Here is a 15,395-nt window from a genome sequence, read left to right on the forward strand (position 1 = left end):
ACATGTACCGATTATTAATCGTTGATGATGAAATCTTTATCGCAAATGGCATTAAATCGAGTGTGAACTGGAGAGAGCTCGGCATCATCAGCGTCACCATCGCACATAACCTTCGGCAAGCGAAGGAGGAATTTAATAATCAGCCTTTTGACATGATGATTTGTGATATTGAAATGCCACAGGGCAGCGGACTGGAGCTCTTCGAATGGGTGCGTGAACAATATCCCCAAACCGAGTGTGTGTTTCTAACCTGTCATGCTGATTTTCAGTATGCGAAGAAGGCTCTGCAGCTTGGCAGCTTCGAGTATTTGTTGAAGCCGGTTCCGCATGATGAATTGAAGCTTGTCATGACGAAGCTAATCGAGAAAATTAGGAAGGAGCGGGAATCGGCAACGATGGTTACCGAGCATTTTTGGCAGGATGTGCTCAAACAAGCGATTCCGTCTAATAGCTTTAAAATGATGGAGGTTATCGACAAGCAGAAGCTTCCATACACCAGATCCATGACATTTCTACCAATCGTTATAAGCATCCAGCATTGGGAGAAGCCATTAAGCGCGCGTGACCAGCAAATCATGGAGTATGCGCTGCGCAACGCCCTTGAGGAGGTTGTTATTCAGCGTGCTGCTAGCGCACAAATCGTGCGAATGAATATAGATTACATGCTAATTATTTTCGCGCAAGAAGCAACGCAAACAGAAGGCGGCGAGCTTTTCTGCAAAGAAATCAAAAGCCGCTGTCAGGCTTTTATTGAGATGTGCAATCATTATTTGTATTGCCACTTGTCCTGCTATATCGGCAAATCCGTACAAGTGCATGAAGTGCGGGATATGGTTGAGGGCTTGATCGCTTTTAAAAAGAATCAAGTTAATATGGTAGATAGAGTTATTTTCATCAATGATGAAATAAAGAAAGAATCGCAAATTCCATTGCCGCCTATGAATGTATGGTCGGAGCTCATCAAGCAAGGGGACAAGAAAAAAATGCTCGATGAGTCGCAGCAGTTTTTGGATTCCTGGAAACGAATCGAGTGTTTGGGTGCCAAAGGGCTGCAGCAATTTTATCAAAGCTTTTTGCAAATGGTTCTGCATACGCTTCATGAGCAGGGGCTGCGTGCAGATGAAATCTTTTCAGATCATTTGACGCCAGAGCGTATTTTGTCAGCTACACGAAGTGTGAAGGATCTTCAGGATTGGGTGAGGGATGTGCTTGAGAAAGCACTTGTGCATATGGAAGAGCTGGATTCGACGGAGACGGTGGTCGAGAAGATCAAGCGTTATATCGCGCTTCACATCGACGAGGAGCTCTCAAGACAATATATCGCTGATTATATTGGGTTAAGTCCGGATTATATCGTCAAACTATTTAAGAAAGAAACGGGTCTCTCGATATCCGATTATATTTTAAAAGAAAGAATCAATCTAGCAAAGGAGCTGTTATCCAAAACCGATACCACGATCAGCAACGTTGCGTTAGCGGTTGGTTTCTCGAACTTTTCGTATTTTTCCACGTTGTTTAAAAAAGAAGTATCGATGACACCCCAGTATTATCGCAAAGGTTGTCCGTCGAAATAAACGATGCCGTTAGAGGGTTATGAACCTCTCTGACGGCATTTTTCTTATCCTTATTATGATGTCGGAAACTCGAAAGTCGAATGTCGGATTCTTAGTAGTGGGTGCATTTCGTTTGCGCTACTATTAGTTAAGCAAGATAATAAATGAAGCCAAAGGTGGTTGAGACCCGTGCAAGCAAAATCTGAGACGTCACCCTCCAATATGAAGCAGGTCTCATTGAAGATGAAGAAGAAGACAGCATTCGCATTGGAGATGAGAAAGGTAAAGAAATACCGCGCTCTCGTGCTGATGGCGCTACCCGGCCTTTTGTACCTGCTTATTAACAACTATTTGCCAATGTTCGGAATCGTTATTGCGTTTAAGGACATCAATTTCGCCAAAGGAATTATGGGCAGTGACTGGATCGGTTTTAAAAACTTTGAGTATTTGTTTAAAACGACGGATGCTTATATCATTACAAGAAATACACTGCTTTATAATATTACCTTTATTTTGCTCAATACGGGAATTGCTTTAGCGCTTGCGATCATGCTTAATGAAATCCGCAAACGTTTCTTATCAAGGCTTTATCAGACGCTGATCCTGCTTCCTTTTTTAATCTCGATGGTTATTGTCGGTTATCTAGTGCTTGGCTTCCTCGATGTTGAAAACGGATTCATGAATAAAACCTTGCTTCCGATGATGGGACTCGATTCTATCTCTTGGTACAGTGAAACCAAGTATTGGCCCTGGATTCTGACGATTGTGAGCGTATGGAAGGGCGTAGGCAATTTGTGCATCATTTATTTAGCAGCTATCATCGGCATCGATAGTGAATATTACGAGGCGGCGACGATAGACGGGGCAAACCGGTGGCAGCAAATTACGAAAATTACGCTTCCGCTCGTATCGCCGGTTATCACGATTATGACCTTGCTCGCCATTGGACGTATATTCTACTCGGATTTCGGCTTATTCTTCCAAGTTCCGCTTAACACGGGGGCGCTGATGCCGGTTACGAATACGATTGATACCTATGTATATCGTGCATTAATTAACCTCGGTGACATCGGGATGTCCTCCGCTGCAGGTTTGTACCAAGCGCTTGTCGGATTCATTTTGGTCATTTTATCGAATGCGGTGGTACGCAAATACAACAAAGACAACGCGTTGTTTTAGAAAGGGGGATGGATCATGTTAGCATCAGGGAAGCTCTATCAATGGATCATTAACATCGTTATGCTAGTGTTCACTTTTTTCTGCATCATGCCGTTCTGGCTGCTGTTCTCCGCCTCCCTTACCGATGATATGGAGCTTGTTCGCAGCGGTTATGCGTTTTTTCCTGAAAAAATAAGCTTCTCCGCATACAACTATTTGTGGAATAGCTCTTCAGACATTATAAGGGCATACAGCATTACGGTTTTAACGACTATAATAGGTACGACGCTTGGACTTACGCTTACTGCGATGGTAGCTTATCCGCTTTCGCGACTGGAGATGCCGTTTCGCAATACGCTCGCATTTTATGTATTTTTTACGATGCTGTTTAATGGAGGTCTTGTACCGACGTACTTGCTTTACACCAACTATTTTGATTTAAAAAATACGATGCTGGCCTTAATTATACCGGGCCTTCTAATGAACGGATTCTTTATCATACTGATGCGCACCTTTTTTGCAAGCTCGATTCCGACAGCTATTATTGAATCTGCCTATATCGACGGGGCAAGGGAATGGAAAATATTTTATCGGATCGTATTGCCGCTCTCGACGCCAGTGCTTGCCACAGTAGGATTGTTTTACACGATCTTGTACTGGAATGACTGGTTTAACGGATTAATTTATCTTACAGATAGTCACTATTATAGCCTTCAGAACCTTCTCAATCGGATATTGTTGGACGTGCAGTTTTTACAATCTTCAACGCAGGCAGGCAGCCGGAACGCTGATATTGGAGCGAATATTCCGCTTGCGCCGATGCGGATGGCAATGGCCGCTATTGGTGTCATTCCGCTGTTGATAGCATACCCATTTTTCCAAAAGTATTTCGTGAAGGGTCTCACGATTGGTGCTGTTAAAGGATAAAGTTTTCATAGTCGCTATAACGGCATGGATCATGCATTTATAGATAGAATCGGATTATAAATAAAAAAATAGGGAGGTCACAGCAATGAGAAAAAATAAGTTTGCAGCAAGAACGTTCCTCTTATTCGTACTTGCATTCACAATGGTGATCAGTGCATGCGGTAACGGAGACAACAAAGGCACTAATTCAGGTAACGATGGAAAAGCCGCAGAAGAAAAAAGCGGCAACGATAACGGAGCGCTTAAGCCAGTTGAGCTAGTCATGGTATTTCCTGTAGGCGGCGAGCCGAAGGATCTGAAGCTGATACAGGATGAAATCAACAAAATGACAAAGGAAAAAATCAATGCGACGGTAAAGCTGGTTCCAATCGGATTTGGCGCATGGGCTCAGCAAAAAACATTGATGATGTCTGGTAATGAGCAGGTGGATTTGATCGTAAGTGGTCTTGGAACGTACAGCCAGGATGTGGCCAAAGGGCAGCTGCTTGAGCTTGACGAATATTTGGCTGATAAAGGACAAGGGGTAACGGAAGCGCTTGATTCCCTTGATCCAGCTTTCTTGAATGCGACGAGAATCGATGGGAAAATATATGCTGTACCGAGCATCAGGGATTTGGCTGCAGATTATGGCATTACGATGCGTAAGGATTTAGTTGAGAAATACAACATTGATACTGCCGCGATTAAATCACTGGATGATTTGGATGCTGTATTCCAAACCATTAAGGATAATGAACCGGGCGTGATTCCGACAGTTAAGTACGGAACATCTATTCTCGACATTTTTGTACTTAGCTACTTTGATAACTTGGGCGAAGGATTTGGCGTGCTTCCAGGCTATGACAATGACCTTAAGGTCGTGAACATGTATGAGACGCCGGAGTATGCAGAGATGCTGAATACAGTAAGGAGATGGAATCAAGCTGGTTTTATTGCCAAGGATGCGGCTACAAGCACTGAAACGCAATACAACTTAGTTAAATCCGGCAAGGCATTCTCGTTCATATCCCATATGAAGCCGGGGATTGAGACGCAAGAATCGAGATCAACAGGCAAAGAAATGGTATCGGTACATTTCCGCCCTGCAGCAACAGCGACGTATAATATTACATCCGTCATGTGGAGCATTGCGAGAAACTCGAAGGACCCAGAGAGAGCGATGATGCTGCTTAATATGATGTATACCGATAAAGACTTCATCAACCTGCTGGATTACGGAATTGAGAACAAACATTACGTGAAGGTTTCCGACAATGTGATTGATTACCCGCAAGGCGTCGATGCAACGAATTCAGGTTACAATCTGCAAATGGGCTGGATGTTTGGAAATCAGTCGCTTTCTCATATTTGGAACGGCGATGATCCAGAGCTTTGGAATCAGCTTGCTGAATTTAATAAAAACGCTGTGAAATCGAAGGCGCTGGGCTTTACCTTTAATGCGGATGCCGTGAAAACAGAAATAGCGGCAGTTACGAATGTGCAAAATCAATATAAAATTGCTTTGGAGACCGGGACAGTTGATCCTGTATCGAAGCTGCCTGAATTCAATAAACAGCTGAAAGCAGCGGGAATTGACAAAATCATTGCTGAGAAACAAAAGCAGCTAGACGCATGGGCAGCAGCTAAAAAATAGTAATGAGCTATAAGCCTCTGTTATGACGAAAGTCATTGCAGAGGCTTTATTTATGTTCTGGTTCATCAGCGGCGCTGATGATACGAGCATTAAAACGTGTTGATTAAGCTTCTTTCAAACGATATAATACAAATGATATGGAAAACATACCGTCCAGACGGTTTTTTGCGTAATAGAGGAGGAGAAAGAAATGACAAATAACGAGAACAAATTGCCTACACGTAAACGATTATTACTAGCAGCCTCAAACATCGTTCTAAAGCAAGGAATGGCCAAATTAACGCTTGAGGCGGTTTCCAAGGAAGCTGGTGTTAGTAAGGGAGGGTTATTGCATTATTTTCCTAATAAAGAGTCTCTAGTTGAAGGGCTCGTTAACGAGCTGACCCAAGAGTTCGAGGAAGATATTGAGGAAAGAGTCCAAACTGAAGGCGATACGCCTGGTAAATGGGTGAGATCCTACGTAAAGTCGACATTTGAAAGTGAAGAGAGCGGGCTGGAAATAGGTACTGTTTTTTCAGCTGCGCTGTATGCAAACCCGGATATGCTACTAAAAATTCAAACGTTATTTGCCGCTTGGCAAAAAAATATCGAGAACGATGGCATAGATCCCGTTCATGCCACGATAGCGAGGCTTGCGGCTGATGGACTATGGTTCTCCGAAATCTTCGGAATGCGTCCGTTAGACGAGCAGCTGAGAACACGTGTTTTTGAACAATTGATAAAATGGACAGAGGAGGAGACGGTATAATGGGATATTTATTTTTATTGTTTTCGATTGTATTTGAGTTAATCGGCACCTCCATGCTGAAAGCCTCTCAAGGATTCACTCGAGTATTCCCTACGATAATTACGGTTATCAGCTTAGTATGCTCCTTCTACTTTTTATCCTTGACGCTGAAGACCATACCTTTGAATACTGCATATGCGATTTGGTCTGGTCTTGGCGGAGTGGCGACCGTTGTCATATCGGTGCTCATTTGGAAAGAGAAATTGAATCTATGGAGTGTTGTTGGCATTTTATTGATTCTAATAGGTGTTGTCGTGCTGAATGTACTAGGGCCAGGTCATGGGAACGAGTCGGCGGCTTCTTCAGACACCCACCAACATATGGTGTAATTTATAATCGTGCGGACAAAGACAAGCCCTGATGTGATCAAGAACATTGATCTATCGGGGTTTTTCTGTTGTTCGTTTTCTAGCTTTTTTATTTGCTGTTGACAATCTTATAATCGAGCTATAAAATAAAAAAACAATGTGTAACCGATTACACATCATAGGATTACATCAGATATGGACAAAGAGGTGCAAAGATGACTAAACCAAAAATTACGGTTATTGGAAGCATGAATATAGATATGGTTACTGAAACAGAGATCATGCCGAATCAAGGCGAGACGATTTTTGGCAGCGTTTTCTCTAGCTTTACAGGCGGGAAAGGCGCTAATCAAGCAGTAGCTTGCGCACGTCTTGGTGCACAGGTAACGATGATTGGTTGCGTTGGCGAAGATCATTTTGCAAAGCAGCTTTTGGAGGCATTAGAAAAGGAAGGTATCAATACGGAAGATGTGAAAACGGTTACTCATCAATCGACGGGCATCGCATCGATTACCCTATGCGACAACGATAACCGGATTATTGTAATCCCTGGCGCCAACCATAGCCTGCATCCAGAAGATTTGATGTCCTTGAAGGAAGTTATTGCAAATTCGGATATGCTCCTGCTGCAGCAGGAAATTCCGTTCGCTACTGTCCAAGCAGCAATTAAGCTGGCGAATGAGTTGAACGTTCCAGTTATTTTGAATCCTGCTCCTGCGATTGAGTTGCCAAGAGAGCTGCTGGAGCAGGTTCATATCATTACACCAAATGAATATGAGCTTGCCATTTTGTTAGGCCAGGGTGACAAACAGGAACGAACCTTCAAGCAGCTTATTGAGTTGTACCCGCATCGCATAGTAATGACTGGCGGAAGCAACGGCGCATTTTATAAATCGCTTGACGGTGAGATTAAACATGAACCGGGCAAGAAGGTAGAAGCAGTCGATACAACCGGAGCGGGCGACACCTTTAACGGCGCATTAGCCGTGAGGTTGAGCGAAGGCTCGACGCTAGAAGAGGCAGTAAGGTTCGCAGTCGCTGCCAGTGCACTGTCAGTTACTAAACTTGGCGCTCAGAGCGGAATGCCTACACGATCCGATGTCGAACGTTTTATACAAAATTAGTCGTACTATTTACTTCGAGAGGACTTGCAGATGAAAAAAACAGGCATATTAAACAGTGATATAGCAGCAGTGATTGCCAGAATGGGCCATACCGACTGTATCGTAATCGGTGATTGCGGACTGCCTATTCCTGACACGGTTAAACGAATCGATCTGGCTGTGAAGCCCGGACTCCCGTCTTACCTAGATACATTAGAAGCAGTGCTCGCCGATATGGAGGTTGAATCCGCAATTATCGCCAGTGAAATGGCGGAGCAAAATGCTGTGATTCATGACGGCACAAGGCTGCAGCTGGGTGACATTCCGATTAAGCAGGTGTCGCATGAGGAACTTAAAAAAATTACCTTGCAAGCGAAAGCGGTAATCCGTACAGGCGAAGCAACGCCATACGCCAACATTATTCTTCAATCGGGTGTTTTTTTCAAATAAGGGCTGCTGTTCAGCAAAAGGGGTGGCATAGATGGAGTATCTAATTGAAATGACTGGCATTCATAAATCTTTTTCTTCCGTACAAGTATTGAAGGACGCCGCATTTCAGCTCAAGGCGGGCGAAATACACGCTCTGATGGGTGAGAATGGCGCAGGCAAATCGACCTTGATGAAGATTTTGACGGGCGTGTACAAAGCTGACTCAGGCTCGGTTAAGGTCAAGGGGCAAGAGGTCATGTTCACGGATCCGACGCAAGCTGAGAATAGGGGCGTTGCGATCATTCATCAGGAACTGAACATTATTCCGAAGCTGTCCGTATCCGAAAACATGTTTATCGGGAGACAGCTTACTTATGGCAAAACCGGAATTGTACGTGACAAAGAGATGAAGCGCAAGACGCGTGAATATTTGCAGCGGTTAGGCGTCGAGCTTGATCCAGACGCTGCGGCGGATACATTGTCTATCGGGCAGCAGCAAATGATCGAGATTGCGAAAGCGCTATCTAAAAATGCCGAGGTTCTTATTATGGACGAGCCGACTGCGGCATTGACGGATCGTGAAATCGAAGCGCTGTTTAAAATTATGAATCAGCTGCGTCGTGAAGGTGTGGGCATTGTCTACATTTCACATCGGATGGAAGAAATCTTTAAGATGTGTGATCGCATTTCTGTTTTGCGTGACGGTGCGTTCCTCGGAACAGAGAAAATAGCAGAAACGACGGTTGAGCATATTGTTCGTTTGATGGTAGGCCGTGAGATTGGTGAGCGTTACCCGGAGCGCAGCAGCAAGATCGGAGCGGAGCGGCTTCGCGTCGAGAATTTAAGTGACGGCAGGAAGCTAAGCGGGATCAGCTTCTCCGCGGCGGCAGGAGAAATCGTTGGCATAGCCGGGCTTATGGGAGCCGGACGAACAGAAATTGTACGCATGCTGTTCGGAGCCGACAAGAAAAGGCAGGGTAAAATCTTTATTGATGGGCGAGAGGTTGCGATAACCAGCCCGTCAAGAGCTATCGAAGCGGGGATCGTATTCGTAACAGAAGACCGCAAGCATCAGGGATTGGTGCTCGGCATGTCTGTCCGTGAGAATCTATCGTTAACCAATTATAAGCGAATATCAAGCTCCGGCGTTATTTCAGCGAAGAAGGACAACGAGCTGTCGGATAAAATGATCAAGCGATTCAACATTAGAACGCGTGATCCCGAACAGACCGTAAAATCGTTAAGCGGCGGCAATCAGCAGAAGGTTGCCATCGGCAAATGGCTGGGAGAGCTGCCTAAAGTGTTTATTATGGATGAGCCGACAAGAGGGGTAGACGTCGGGGCGAAAAAAGAAATTTACACCATGATGAACGAGCTGAGCGAGCAAGGCGTCACCATTATTATGGTTTCATCGGATTTGCCCGAGGTATTAGGTGTCAGCGACCGCGTTATTGTCGTTCATGAGGGACGCATCTCTTCAATATTGGACAAAGCGCAAATGAATCAGGAAACAATCATGCATGCGGCGACAGGGGGAAGCAGCAATGGCCATTGACAAAAAACAACTATCAACCACTTTGCAAAAGCTGGGTCCGCTCATCGGACTCCTAATTATCATCGTCATTCTAATTTTCGCAAGTCCGAATTTTTTGACCATAAACAATATATTGAACGTGTTCCGCCAAGTTTCCATTAATGCTTTAATCGCTTTTGGAATGACCTTCGTCATATTGACTGGGGGCATTGATCTATCGGTAGGCGCAACGCTTGCACTGTCTGGAGCGTTAACCGCAGGTATGCTGAATGGCGGCATGGATCCAATAACGGCTATTATCATTGGACTAGCTGCCGGCGGAGTAATGGGAACGATTAATGGTCTTCTCGTTACGAAAGCCAAGATTGCGCCGTTTATCGCCACCTTAGCGACGATGACTATCTATCGGGGCTTAGCGCTCGTCTATACGGATGGCAGGCCGATAACTGGATTTGAAAGCGAATTATTCACATTAGTTGGCGGAGGTTACTTTTTTGGGGTACCTGTTCCGGTTATTATTACGATCATCATTTTCGCCGTATTATATTTCATGCTGCGTAAAACAACTTTTGGCAGAAATATATACGCAATCGGAGGAAATGAAGAGGCTTCGCTGCTTTCGGGCATCAAGACCGGACGCTTTAAGATTTATGTGTATGCGTTGACTGGTCTGCTGTCGTCGCTTGCAGGAATCATTCTTACGTCTCGACTGAACTCCGCGCAGGCAAATGCCGGAACAGGCTATGAGCTGGATGCCATTGCAGCTGTCGTGCTAGGTGGAACCAGCTTGTCCGGCGGTAAAGGATGGATTGTGGGTACGCTAGTAGGGGCGCTCATCATTGGTGTTTTGAATAACGGTTTGAATCTGCTAGGTGTCTCCTCATTTTATCAGCAGGTTGTTAAAGGGATGGTCATTCTGTTGGCGGTATTGCTGGATCGCAAGAAAGCCAATAGCTAAATCATATAATTCAAACAAACAAAAGGTGGTTACAACATGAAAAAGATTACGAAACTAGTAAGCATCGGTATGATTACAGCGCTGCTCCTTGCAGGATGTTCAACAACGGCTCCCGGTTCAGGAAACAAAGAAGCTGAAAAAGGTGCTGCCAAAACAGAAGGCATTAAGATTGGACTTGCCGTATCGACGCAAAGCAATCCATTTTTCGTAACATTAAAAGAAGGCGCACAGACAGCGGCTACGGCTGGATCGGCAGAATTGATTACGGTTGACGCGCAAGATGATGCAGCTAAGCAAGCTTCCTCAATCGAGGATTTGATCCAACAAAAGGTCGATGTCATCATTATTAACCCTACAGATTCAGCAGCTATCGTTCCAGCAGTGGAATCTGCTAATGCAGCAGGCATTCCGGTTATTACGGTAGATCGGACGTCCGATGGCGGCAAAGTAACGACGCATATCGCTTCCGACAACAAAGCAGGCGGCGTGCTGGCTGCGAAGTTTATTGCTGAGCAGCTTGGCGGAACAGGCAAGGTTGTCGAGCTTGAAGGTATTCCGGGTTCTTCTGCAGCACGCGAGCGTGGAGCGGGCTTTAATGAAGAAATCGCCAAATCAAGCGGTATCCAAATAGCGGCTAAGCAGCCTGCCGATTTTGACCGCGCTAAAGGTCTGACTGTCACGGAAAACATTTTGCAAGGAAACAAGGATATCAAAGCAATCTTCGCTCATAATGACGAGATGGCGCTTGGCGCACTAAAGGCAATTGAAGCAGCAGGCAAATCCGATATTCTAGTTGTTGGCTTCGATGCGACCGATGATGCCGTGAAGGAAGTATTCGCGGGGAAATTGAGCGCGACTGTAGCGCAAAAGCCTGATATGATGGGTATTTTGGCTGTACAAACCGCAATAAAGATTGCAAAAGGCGAAACGGTTGAAGCTTCCATTCCAGTTGAGCTTGATCTCATTACGAAAGATTCTGCTAAAAAGTAACGTAAGCTTTAAGCCAAACAAGTGTGTTTACGTTCTCGCGAGCGTAAACACACTTGTTTTTTTAATCGATAATTCCGTATACTTTAACCAAGGCCAGGCTGATTCGTGAAAGGATTTTGTTATTTATGACTACAATTAGAGATGTTAGCAAACTGGCTGGCGTGTCCGTCGCCACCATATCCCGCTTGCTTAATCAAAGTGGCTATGTCAGCAAGGAAGCCGAAATCGCAGTTATGGCAGCGATCCAAAAACTGAATTATAAGCCTAACAATATTGCAAGAAGCTTGGCAGGCAAAAAAACAGCTGCCGTTGCTTTAATGGTGCCAGATATTTTAAATCCCTTTTTCCCCGAAATAGCCCGCGCAGCCGAGGATGCGGCAGCGGCTCACGGCTACACGCTTGTGCTGTGCAATACGGACAATAATCCGGACAAAGAAAAGAAGTATATCGAAACATTAATCAACAAGCAAATAGACGGCATTATTATTTCATCCTATACTGTTCTACCAGAGCAAATCATTGCTTTGCAGGACCGCTCCATTCCGATTGTAGCTATCGATAAATCTTTTTCTAACTATCCGATCCTTTCGGTAACTGCTGCAAACCGTCATGGCGGTGAAATGGCGGTTGAGCATCTACTATCTGGCGGTTGTCGCAAGATTGCTCATATTTCTGGCCCCACGCATGTGCATTCATCGAGGGAGAGGACGCTTGCCTTTGAAGAAATGTGCAGAGATTTGCCTTGGTTTATGCCAAGTCTGATTGGTTATGGCAACTTCAATGTTGCAGGGGGCTATCAAGCAATGAAGGAAATTTATAAGCAGCATCCTGATGTGGATGGTGTATTTGCTGGCAATGATTTGATGGCGGCAGGCGCGTTAAAGGCGTTAATAGAGCTTGGAGTTAAGGTCCCGGAGCAAGTGAAGCTAATCGGCTTTGACGGCATTCGAATGGACATGGTTTACCCTGAAATTACGACCATCTCACAACGAATTTACTCGATCGGCAAAACAGCAATGGATTATTTGATCCGTTTAATCAACAATGAACCAATCGAGCGTAAAAATTACGAGTTTGAGGTAGAGCTGCTGCGCAAGGGAACTTCTTAGCACATTATCAAAAGCGAATGCAAAATGGAGTGTGAACATTAGCAGCTCACACTCCAATGCTATAAGAAATCTGCTCATCCTGGTAATACATATAGATTTTCAGATGCATTTAAAGCTTCTACGTTATTTTTTTACGTGAAATATATCCCCACATTTTCTCCAGAATGTATACGCCAAGCCAAGTCGACAAAATAATAAACAGCGGCATTACGGTAAAATTGTAGCGATACTCCGGCACGAATACGAGTCTGATCAGCGACATAATAATGATGACCACCGCCAGCATAACGGAAGGATGTCTCCATCTCCACATAAGCGCAAGCAGCGGAATGATCGCGCTGTAGATGAGCAGCTTGTGCAAATTTGCTGCATTCGAATAGGCATAATAAATGGGTGAATGGCCGGAGCCGAAGAACATGCGCTCATAGGTATATTTAAGCTTCCCGACCGTATACCATTTTACGTATGTCGATGTTTGCTGAGTGAAGCCCGCTTTAATGCGCGCCCAGGCATATTCTTTCTGTGACATTCCATTTTGTTCAACGATTTTATCGCTGTAATCTTTGTTCGGGTATGTACCAGCACTGAACGGATTGGACTGTGAAGCAGTTAATACAAACTCATTTAGCGATACGACGTTGCGAATCCACCAGGGAAGCATCGTCGCCGATAGGCACAGTCCCGTAATAACGCCCAGCATTGCTGTTTTTTTGAATGCAGCCAGCTTGGAGACTGGCGCCGGCATCTGTCGAGATTTGGGTTTAAACCATTGTTGAAGCAAAAATACCCCATATAGCGGAACATACAACGGTAGAAACTCGGCTCTGATTAGCACGGTAATTCCTAATAAAATACCGGCAAGCGCAGCATCGCTCTTCCGCTGTGTACGGAAAACATGAAGCTGCATGGATAAATAAGCCATTAAAAAAAATAATGCAAGTGTTTCGGTAAGCACTGCCCCAGTTGTCCAAATAAAAGGATGATAAATCGCTGCGATAAATATCGATATAAGTGCAACCCACTTATTTTTTGTAGTCTGCATCGCTATCAAGTGGATTAGAATTAAGGTTGCCAGGCTGATAAACAGCTGCACCCATCGGATAAGCGGGAATGGCTCTACGCCGAGCCCTTTAGCCACTACGTACATACTGGTCATAAACAAAGGATATCCTGGCGTTACCCTTGCATTAGGAACCTCTTCCTTGTAAGCATAGATTCCTTTATCGAGCAACCGATTCACCGTTTCACTATAATACTTTGTATCATGTGGAATGTTATGTTTTACCGAAGTAAGAAAGTCAGCCCTTAGCCAAAAGGCAAGAAAAAATATAAAAATAATCGCTATTGTCCTCACTTTGTTTGCTCTAATCCATTCCACGTTATTGAATCCTCCTCATGCTTCTGATCCTGCCTATTTAATAAGGCAAGTATAGAGGGCTCTTCTTAATAAGATTGTTCGGATTCCCTTAACATTTTCTTAACTCCTCCTTAAACTACGAATGACCAAAATATGGTATAATAATCGGGATATAATGAAGGAGGAACAATATGAATCTAGCGAATAAAATAACGATTGCTCGTATTTTATTAATTCCCGTCTTTATTTTATTTTTCCCGATATACCCTGAATGGTTAATCGAGAAATCAGAATTGTTTCGTCATATAGACACCTATGGCATTTATTATGCCGCAGCGTTGTTTATACTCGCTTCAGCAACGGATAAATTAGATGGACACATCGCAAGAAAATATAATCAAATTACGAATCTTGGGAAGCTGCTCGATCCATTGGCAGACAAGCTGCTTATATCCGCCGCGTTGATCTTAATGGTAAGCGAGCACTTGATCTACAGCTGGATTGCATTTGTTATTATTGGAAGAGAAATTATTATAACGGGAATTAGGATCGTGGCATCCTCTCAGAAAATCGCTTTGCAAGCAGATCAATTCGGCAAAATAAAGATGGTCTTCCAAGTCATCGCGATTTCAGCGGTTTTGTTAAATAATCGTCCATTCAGCTTGATCACAACGATTCCTGTTGATCAAATTCTAATGTACGTTGCATTAGTTTTGACCATATTGTCCGGGGTGAATTACATCAAAAACAACTATCGCTTGTTGCAGCTTAATTCCTAACTTTAGGGATTGGCTGCTTTTTTTGCATCGATAATATTACGTTATCTTGCTATTCTATTCGAGAATAGGAACATATAGAGCTTGGTGAGGTATAGTAAGGATACAAAAGCTTTTATTTCAATTTATAGGAGGAGAGCCGGCTGCAAACCTTACAAACAAAGCTTTTTGACTATGGGCAAGCAGAGATTGAATATTTGACAAGCGTTGATGAAACGCTCGGTGCGGCCATAACTCGGCTAGGAAAAGTAGAGCGAATTATTATGCCGAATCTGTTCGCTGCGCTCGTTAATGCGATTGTAGGTCAGCTTATCTCGGCTAAGGCTGCCAATACCATTTGGGTAAGAATGCAGGAGCGGCTCGGAGAAATATCGCCCTCCAATATGGCTAAGCAGACTGCCGAACAGATTAAAAGCTGTGGGATAACGATGAAGAAGGCCATTTGTATAAAAAGCATTGCCGAGTCGATTATTCAGGGCGAGATTCAACTGGATGAGCTGCATAGCTTATCGGATGAAGAGGTGATCAAGAAGCTGATGACCTTAAAGGGAGTGGGCAAATGGACGGCAGAAATGCTGCTTATTCATGCCATGGAGCGCCCTGATGTCGTCAGTTGGGGAGATATCGCTATTCGCCGCGGGATGATGAAGCTGTATGGTCTTGAAGCGCTGTCCAAAGAGCAATTCGATAGTTATCGGTTAAGCTATTCTCCCTTTGGCTCAGTGGCTTCTATTTATTTATGGACGCTGTCGATGGAATAAGTTCAAAGGAGT

15 protein-coding genes are annotated in these 15,395 nt (G+C 44.2%); 14 read left to right on the forward strand and 1 reads right to left on the reverse strand.

The genetic code is table 11. From position 1 onward, the window contains the following. Positions 1-2: 2 nt before the first annotated feature. The 12 genes from AC787_RS01470 (at position 3) to AC787_RS01525 (ending at position 12,489) form a co-directional block, all read left to right on the forward strand. On the forward strand, positions 3-1,574 hold the full coding sequence (locus tag AC787_RS01470; protein WP_054023169.1) for a response regulator: 1,572 nt from the start codon (positions 3-5) through the stop codon (positions 1,572-1,574). Between the two features lie 222 nt (positions 1,575-1,796). Continuing rightward, positions 1,797-2,732 (forward strand): ABC transporter permease, encoded by a 936-nt coding sequence (locus AC787_RS01475; RefSeq protein ID WP_152970668.1) that lies wholly within the window; start codon positions 1,797-1,799, stop codon positions 2,730-2,732. A 15-nt stretch (positions 2,733-2,747) separates the two neighbouring features. Continuing rightward, positions 2,748-3,638: a carbohydrate ABC transporter permease gene (locus AC787_RS01480; RefSeq protein ID WP_054023170.1), complete on the forward strand. Its 891-nt coding sequence runs from the start codon at positions 2,748-2,750 to the stop codon at positions 3,636-3,638. 85 nt (positions 3,639-3,723) lie between these two features. After that, positions 3,724-5,271: an ABC transporter substrate-binding protein gene (locus AC787_RS01485; RefSeq protein WP_054023171.1), complete on the forward strand. Its 1,548-nt coding sequence runs from the start codon at positions 3,724-3,726 to the stop codon at positions 5,269-5,271. Positions 5,272-5,461: 190 nt separating this feature from the next. After that, a complete protein-coding gene (locus AC787_RS01490) occupies positions 5,462-6,019 on the forward strand; it encodes a TetR/AcrR family transcriptional regulator (RefSeq protein WP_054023172.1) in 558 nt (185 codons plus the stop codon). After that, positions 6,019-6,387, forward strand: a complete 369-nt coding sequence (locus AC787_RS01495; protein ID WP_054023173.1) for a DMT family transporter — start codon at positions 6,019-6,021, stop codon at positions 6,385-6,387. Before AC787_RS01490 ends, AC787_RS01495 begins: the two co-directional genes overlap by 1 nt. Before the next feature lie 194 nt (positions 6,388-6,581). Further along, positions 6,582-7,490 (forward strand): ribokinase, encoded by a 909-nt coding sequence (gene rbsK, locus AC787_RS01500; RefSeq protein WP_054023174.1) that lies wholly within the window; start codon positions 6,582-6,584, stop codon positions 7,488-7,490. Positions 7,491-7,520: 30 nt separating this feature from the next. Then, entirely contained in the window at positions 7,521-7,919 is a 399-nt protein-coding gene (rbsD, locus tag AC787_RS01505; RefSeq protein ID WP_054023175.1) for a D-ribose pyranase, read from the forward strand. A gap of 31 nt (positions 7,920-7,950) precedes the next feature. After that, positions 7,951-9,453: a sugar ABC transporter ATP-binding protein gene (locus AC787_RS01510; protein ID WP_054023176.1), complete on the forward strand. Its 1,503-nt coding sequence runs from the start codon at positions 7,951-7,953 to the stop codon at positions 9,451-9,453. After that, complete coding sequence (locus AC787_RS01515; protein ID WP_054023177.1) at positions 9,443-10,390, forward strand: ABC transporter permease subunit; 948 nt, start codon at positions 9,443-9,445, stop codon at positions 10,388-10,390. Before AC787_RS01510 ends, AC787_RS01515 begins: the two co-directional genes overlap by 11 nt. A 36-nt stretch (positions 10,391-10,426) precedes the next feature. Further along, positions 10,427-11,380 carry a ribose ABC transporter substrate-binding protein RbsB gene (rbsB, locus tag AC787_RS01520; protein ID WP_054023178.1) on the forward strand — a complete coding sequence of 318 codons (954 nt, stop codon included), beginning with the start codon at positions 10,427-10,429 and terminating at the stop codon, positions 11,378-11,380. A 125-nt stretch (positions 11,381-11,505) separates the two neighbouring features. After that, entirely contained in the window at positions 11,506-12,489 is a 984-nt protein-coding gene (locus AC787_RS01525) for a LacI family DNA-binding transcriptional regulator (protein WP_054023179.1), read from the forward strand. A gap of 118 nt (positions 12,490-12,607) precedes the next feature. On the opposite strand, the gene AC787_RS01530 is transcribed toward AC787_RS01525, so the two are convergent. Beyond that, positions 12,608-13,867 (reverse strand): phospholipid carrier-dependent glycosyltransferase, encoded by a 1,260-nt coding sequence (locus AC787_RS01530; RefSeq protein ID WP_054023180.1) that lies wholly within the window; start codon positions 13,865-13,867, stop codon positions 12,608-12,610. 170 nt (positions 13,868-14,037) lie between these two features. Between AC787_RS01530 and pgsA the strand changes: the two genes are divergently transcribed. Together pgsA and AC787_RS01540 are read left to right on the forward strand one after the other, a co-directional pair. Continuing rightward, positions 14,038-14,625, forward strand: a complete 588-nt coding sequence (gene pgsA / locus AC787_RS01535; RefSeq protein ID WP_054023181.1) for a CDP-diacylglycerol--glycerol-3-phosphate 3-phosphatidyltransferase — start codon at positions 14,038-14,040, stop codon at positions 14,623-14,625. 140 nt (positions 14,626-14,765) lie between these two features. Continuing rightward, complete coding sequence (locus tag AC787_RS01540; protein ID WP_054023182.1) at positions 14,766-15,383, forward strand: DNA-3-methyladenine glycosylase family protein; 618 nt, start codon at positions 14,766-14,768, stop codon at positions 15,381-15,383. The last annotated feature ends 12 nt before the right edge of the window (positions 15,384-15,395 follow it).

Source organism: Bacillus sp. FJAT-28004 (assembly GCF_001280845.1).
GTDB lineage: Bacteria > Bacillota > Bacilli > Paenibacillales > Paenibacillaceae > Pristimantibacillus.

Coding starts and splice junctions, on each gene's coding strand:
- AC787_RS01470 (WP_054023169.1), top strand. CDS start 3: ATGTACCGATTATTAATCGTTGATGATGAAATCTTTATCGCAAATGGC.
- AC787_RS01475 (WP_152970668.1), top strand. CDS start 1,797: ATGAAGAAGAAGACAGCATTCGCATTGGAGATGAGAAAGGTAAAGAAA.
- AC787_RS01480 (WP_054023170.1), top strand. CDS start 2,748: ATGTTAGCATCAGGGAAGCTCTATCAATGGATCATTAACATCGTTATG.
- AC787_RS01485 (WP_054023171.1), top strand. CDS start 3,724: ATGAGAAAAAATAAGTTTGCAGCAAGAACGTTCCTCTTATTCGTACTT.
- AC787_RS01490 (WP_054023172.1), top strand. CDS start 5,462: ATGACAAATAACGAGAACAAATTGCCTACACGTAAACGATTATTACTA.
- AC787_RS01495 (WP_054023173.1), top strand. CDS start 6,019: ATGGGATATTTATTTTTATTGTTTTCGATTGTATTTGAGTTAATCGGC.
- rbsK (WP_054023174.1), top strand. CDS start 6,582: ATGACTAAACCAAAAATTACGGTTATTGGAAGCATGAATATAGATATG.
- rbsD (WP_054023175.1), top strand. CDS start 7,521: ATGAAAAAAACAGGCATATTAAACAGTGATATAGCAGCAGTGATTGCC.
- AC787_RS01510 (WP_054023176.1), top strand. CDS start 7,951: ATGGAGTATCTAATTGAAATGACTGGCATTCATAAATCTTTTTCTTCC.
- AC787_RS01515 (WP_054023177.1), top strand. CDS start 9,443: ATGGCCATTGACAAAAAACAACTATCAACCACTTTGCAAAAGCTGGGT.
- rbsB (WP_054023178.1), top strand. CDS start 10,427: ATGAAAAAGATTACGAAACTAGTAAGCATCGGTATGATTACAGCGCTG.
- AC787_RS01525 (WP_054023179.1), top strand. CDS start 11,506: ATGACTACAATTAGAGATGTTAGCAAACTGGCTGGCGTGTCCGTCGCC.
- pgsA (WP_054023181.1), top strand. CDS start 14,038: ATGAATCTAGCGAATAAAATAACGATTGCTCGTATTTTATTAATTCCC.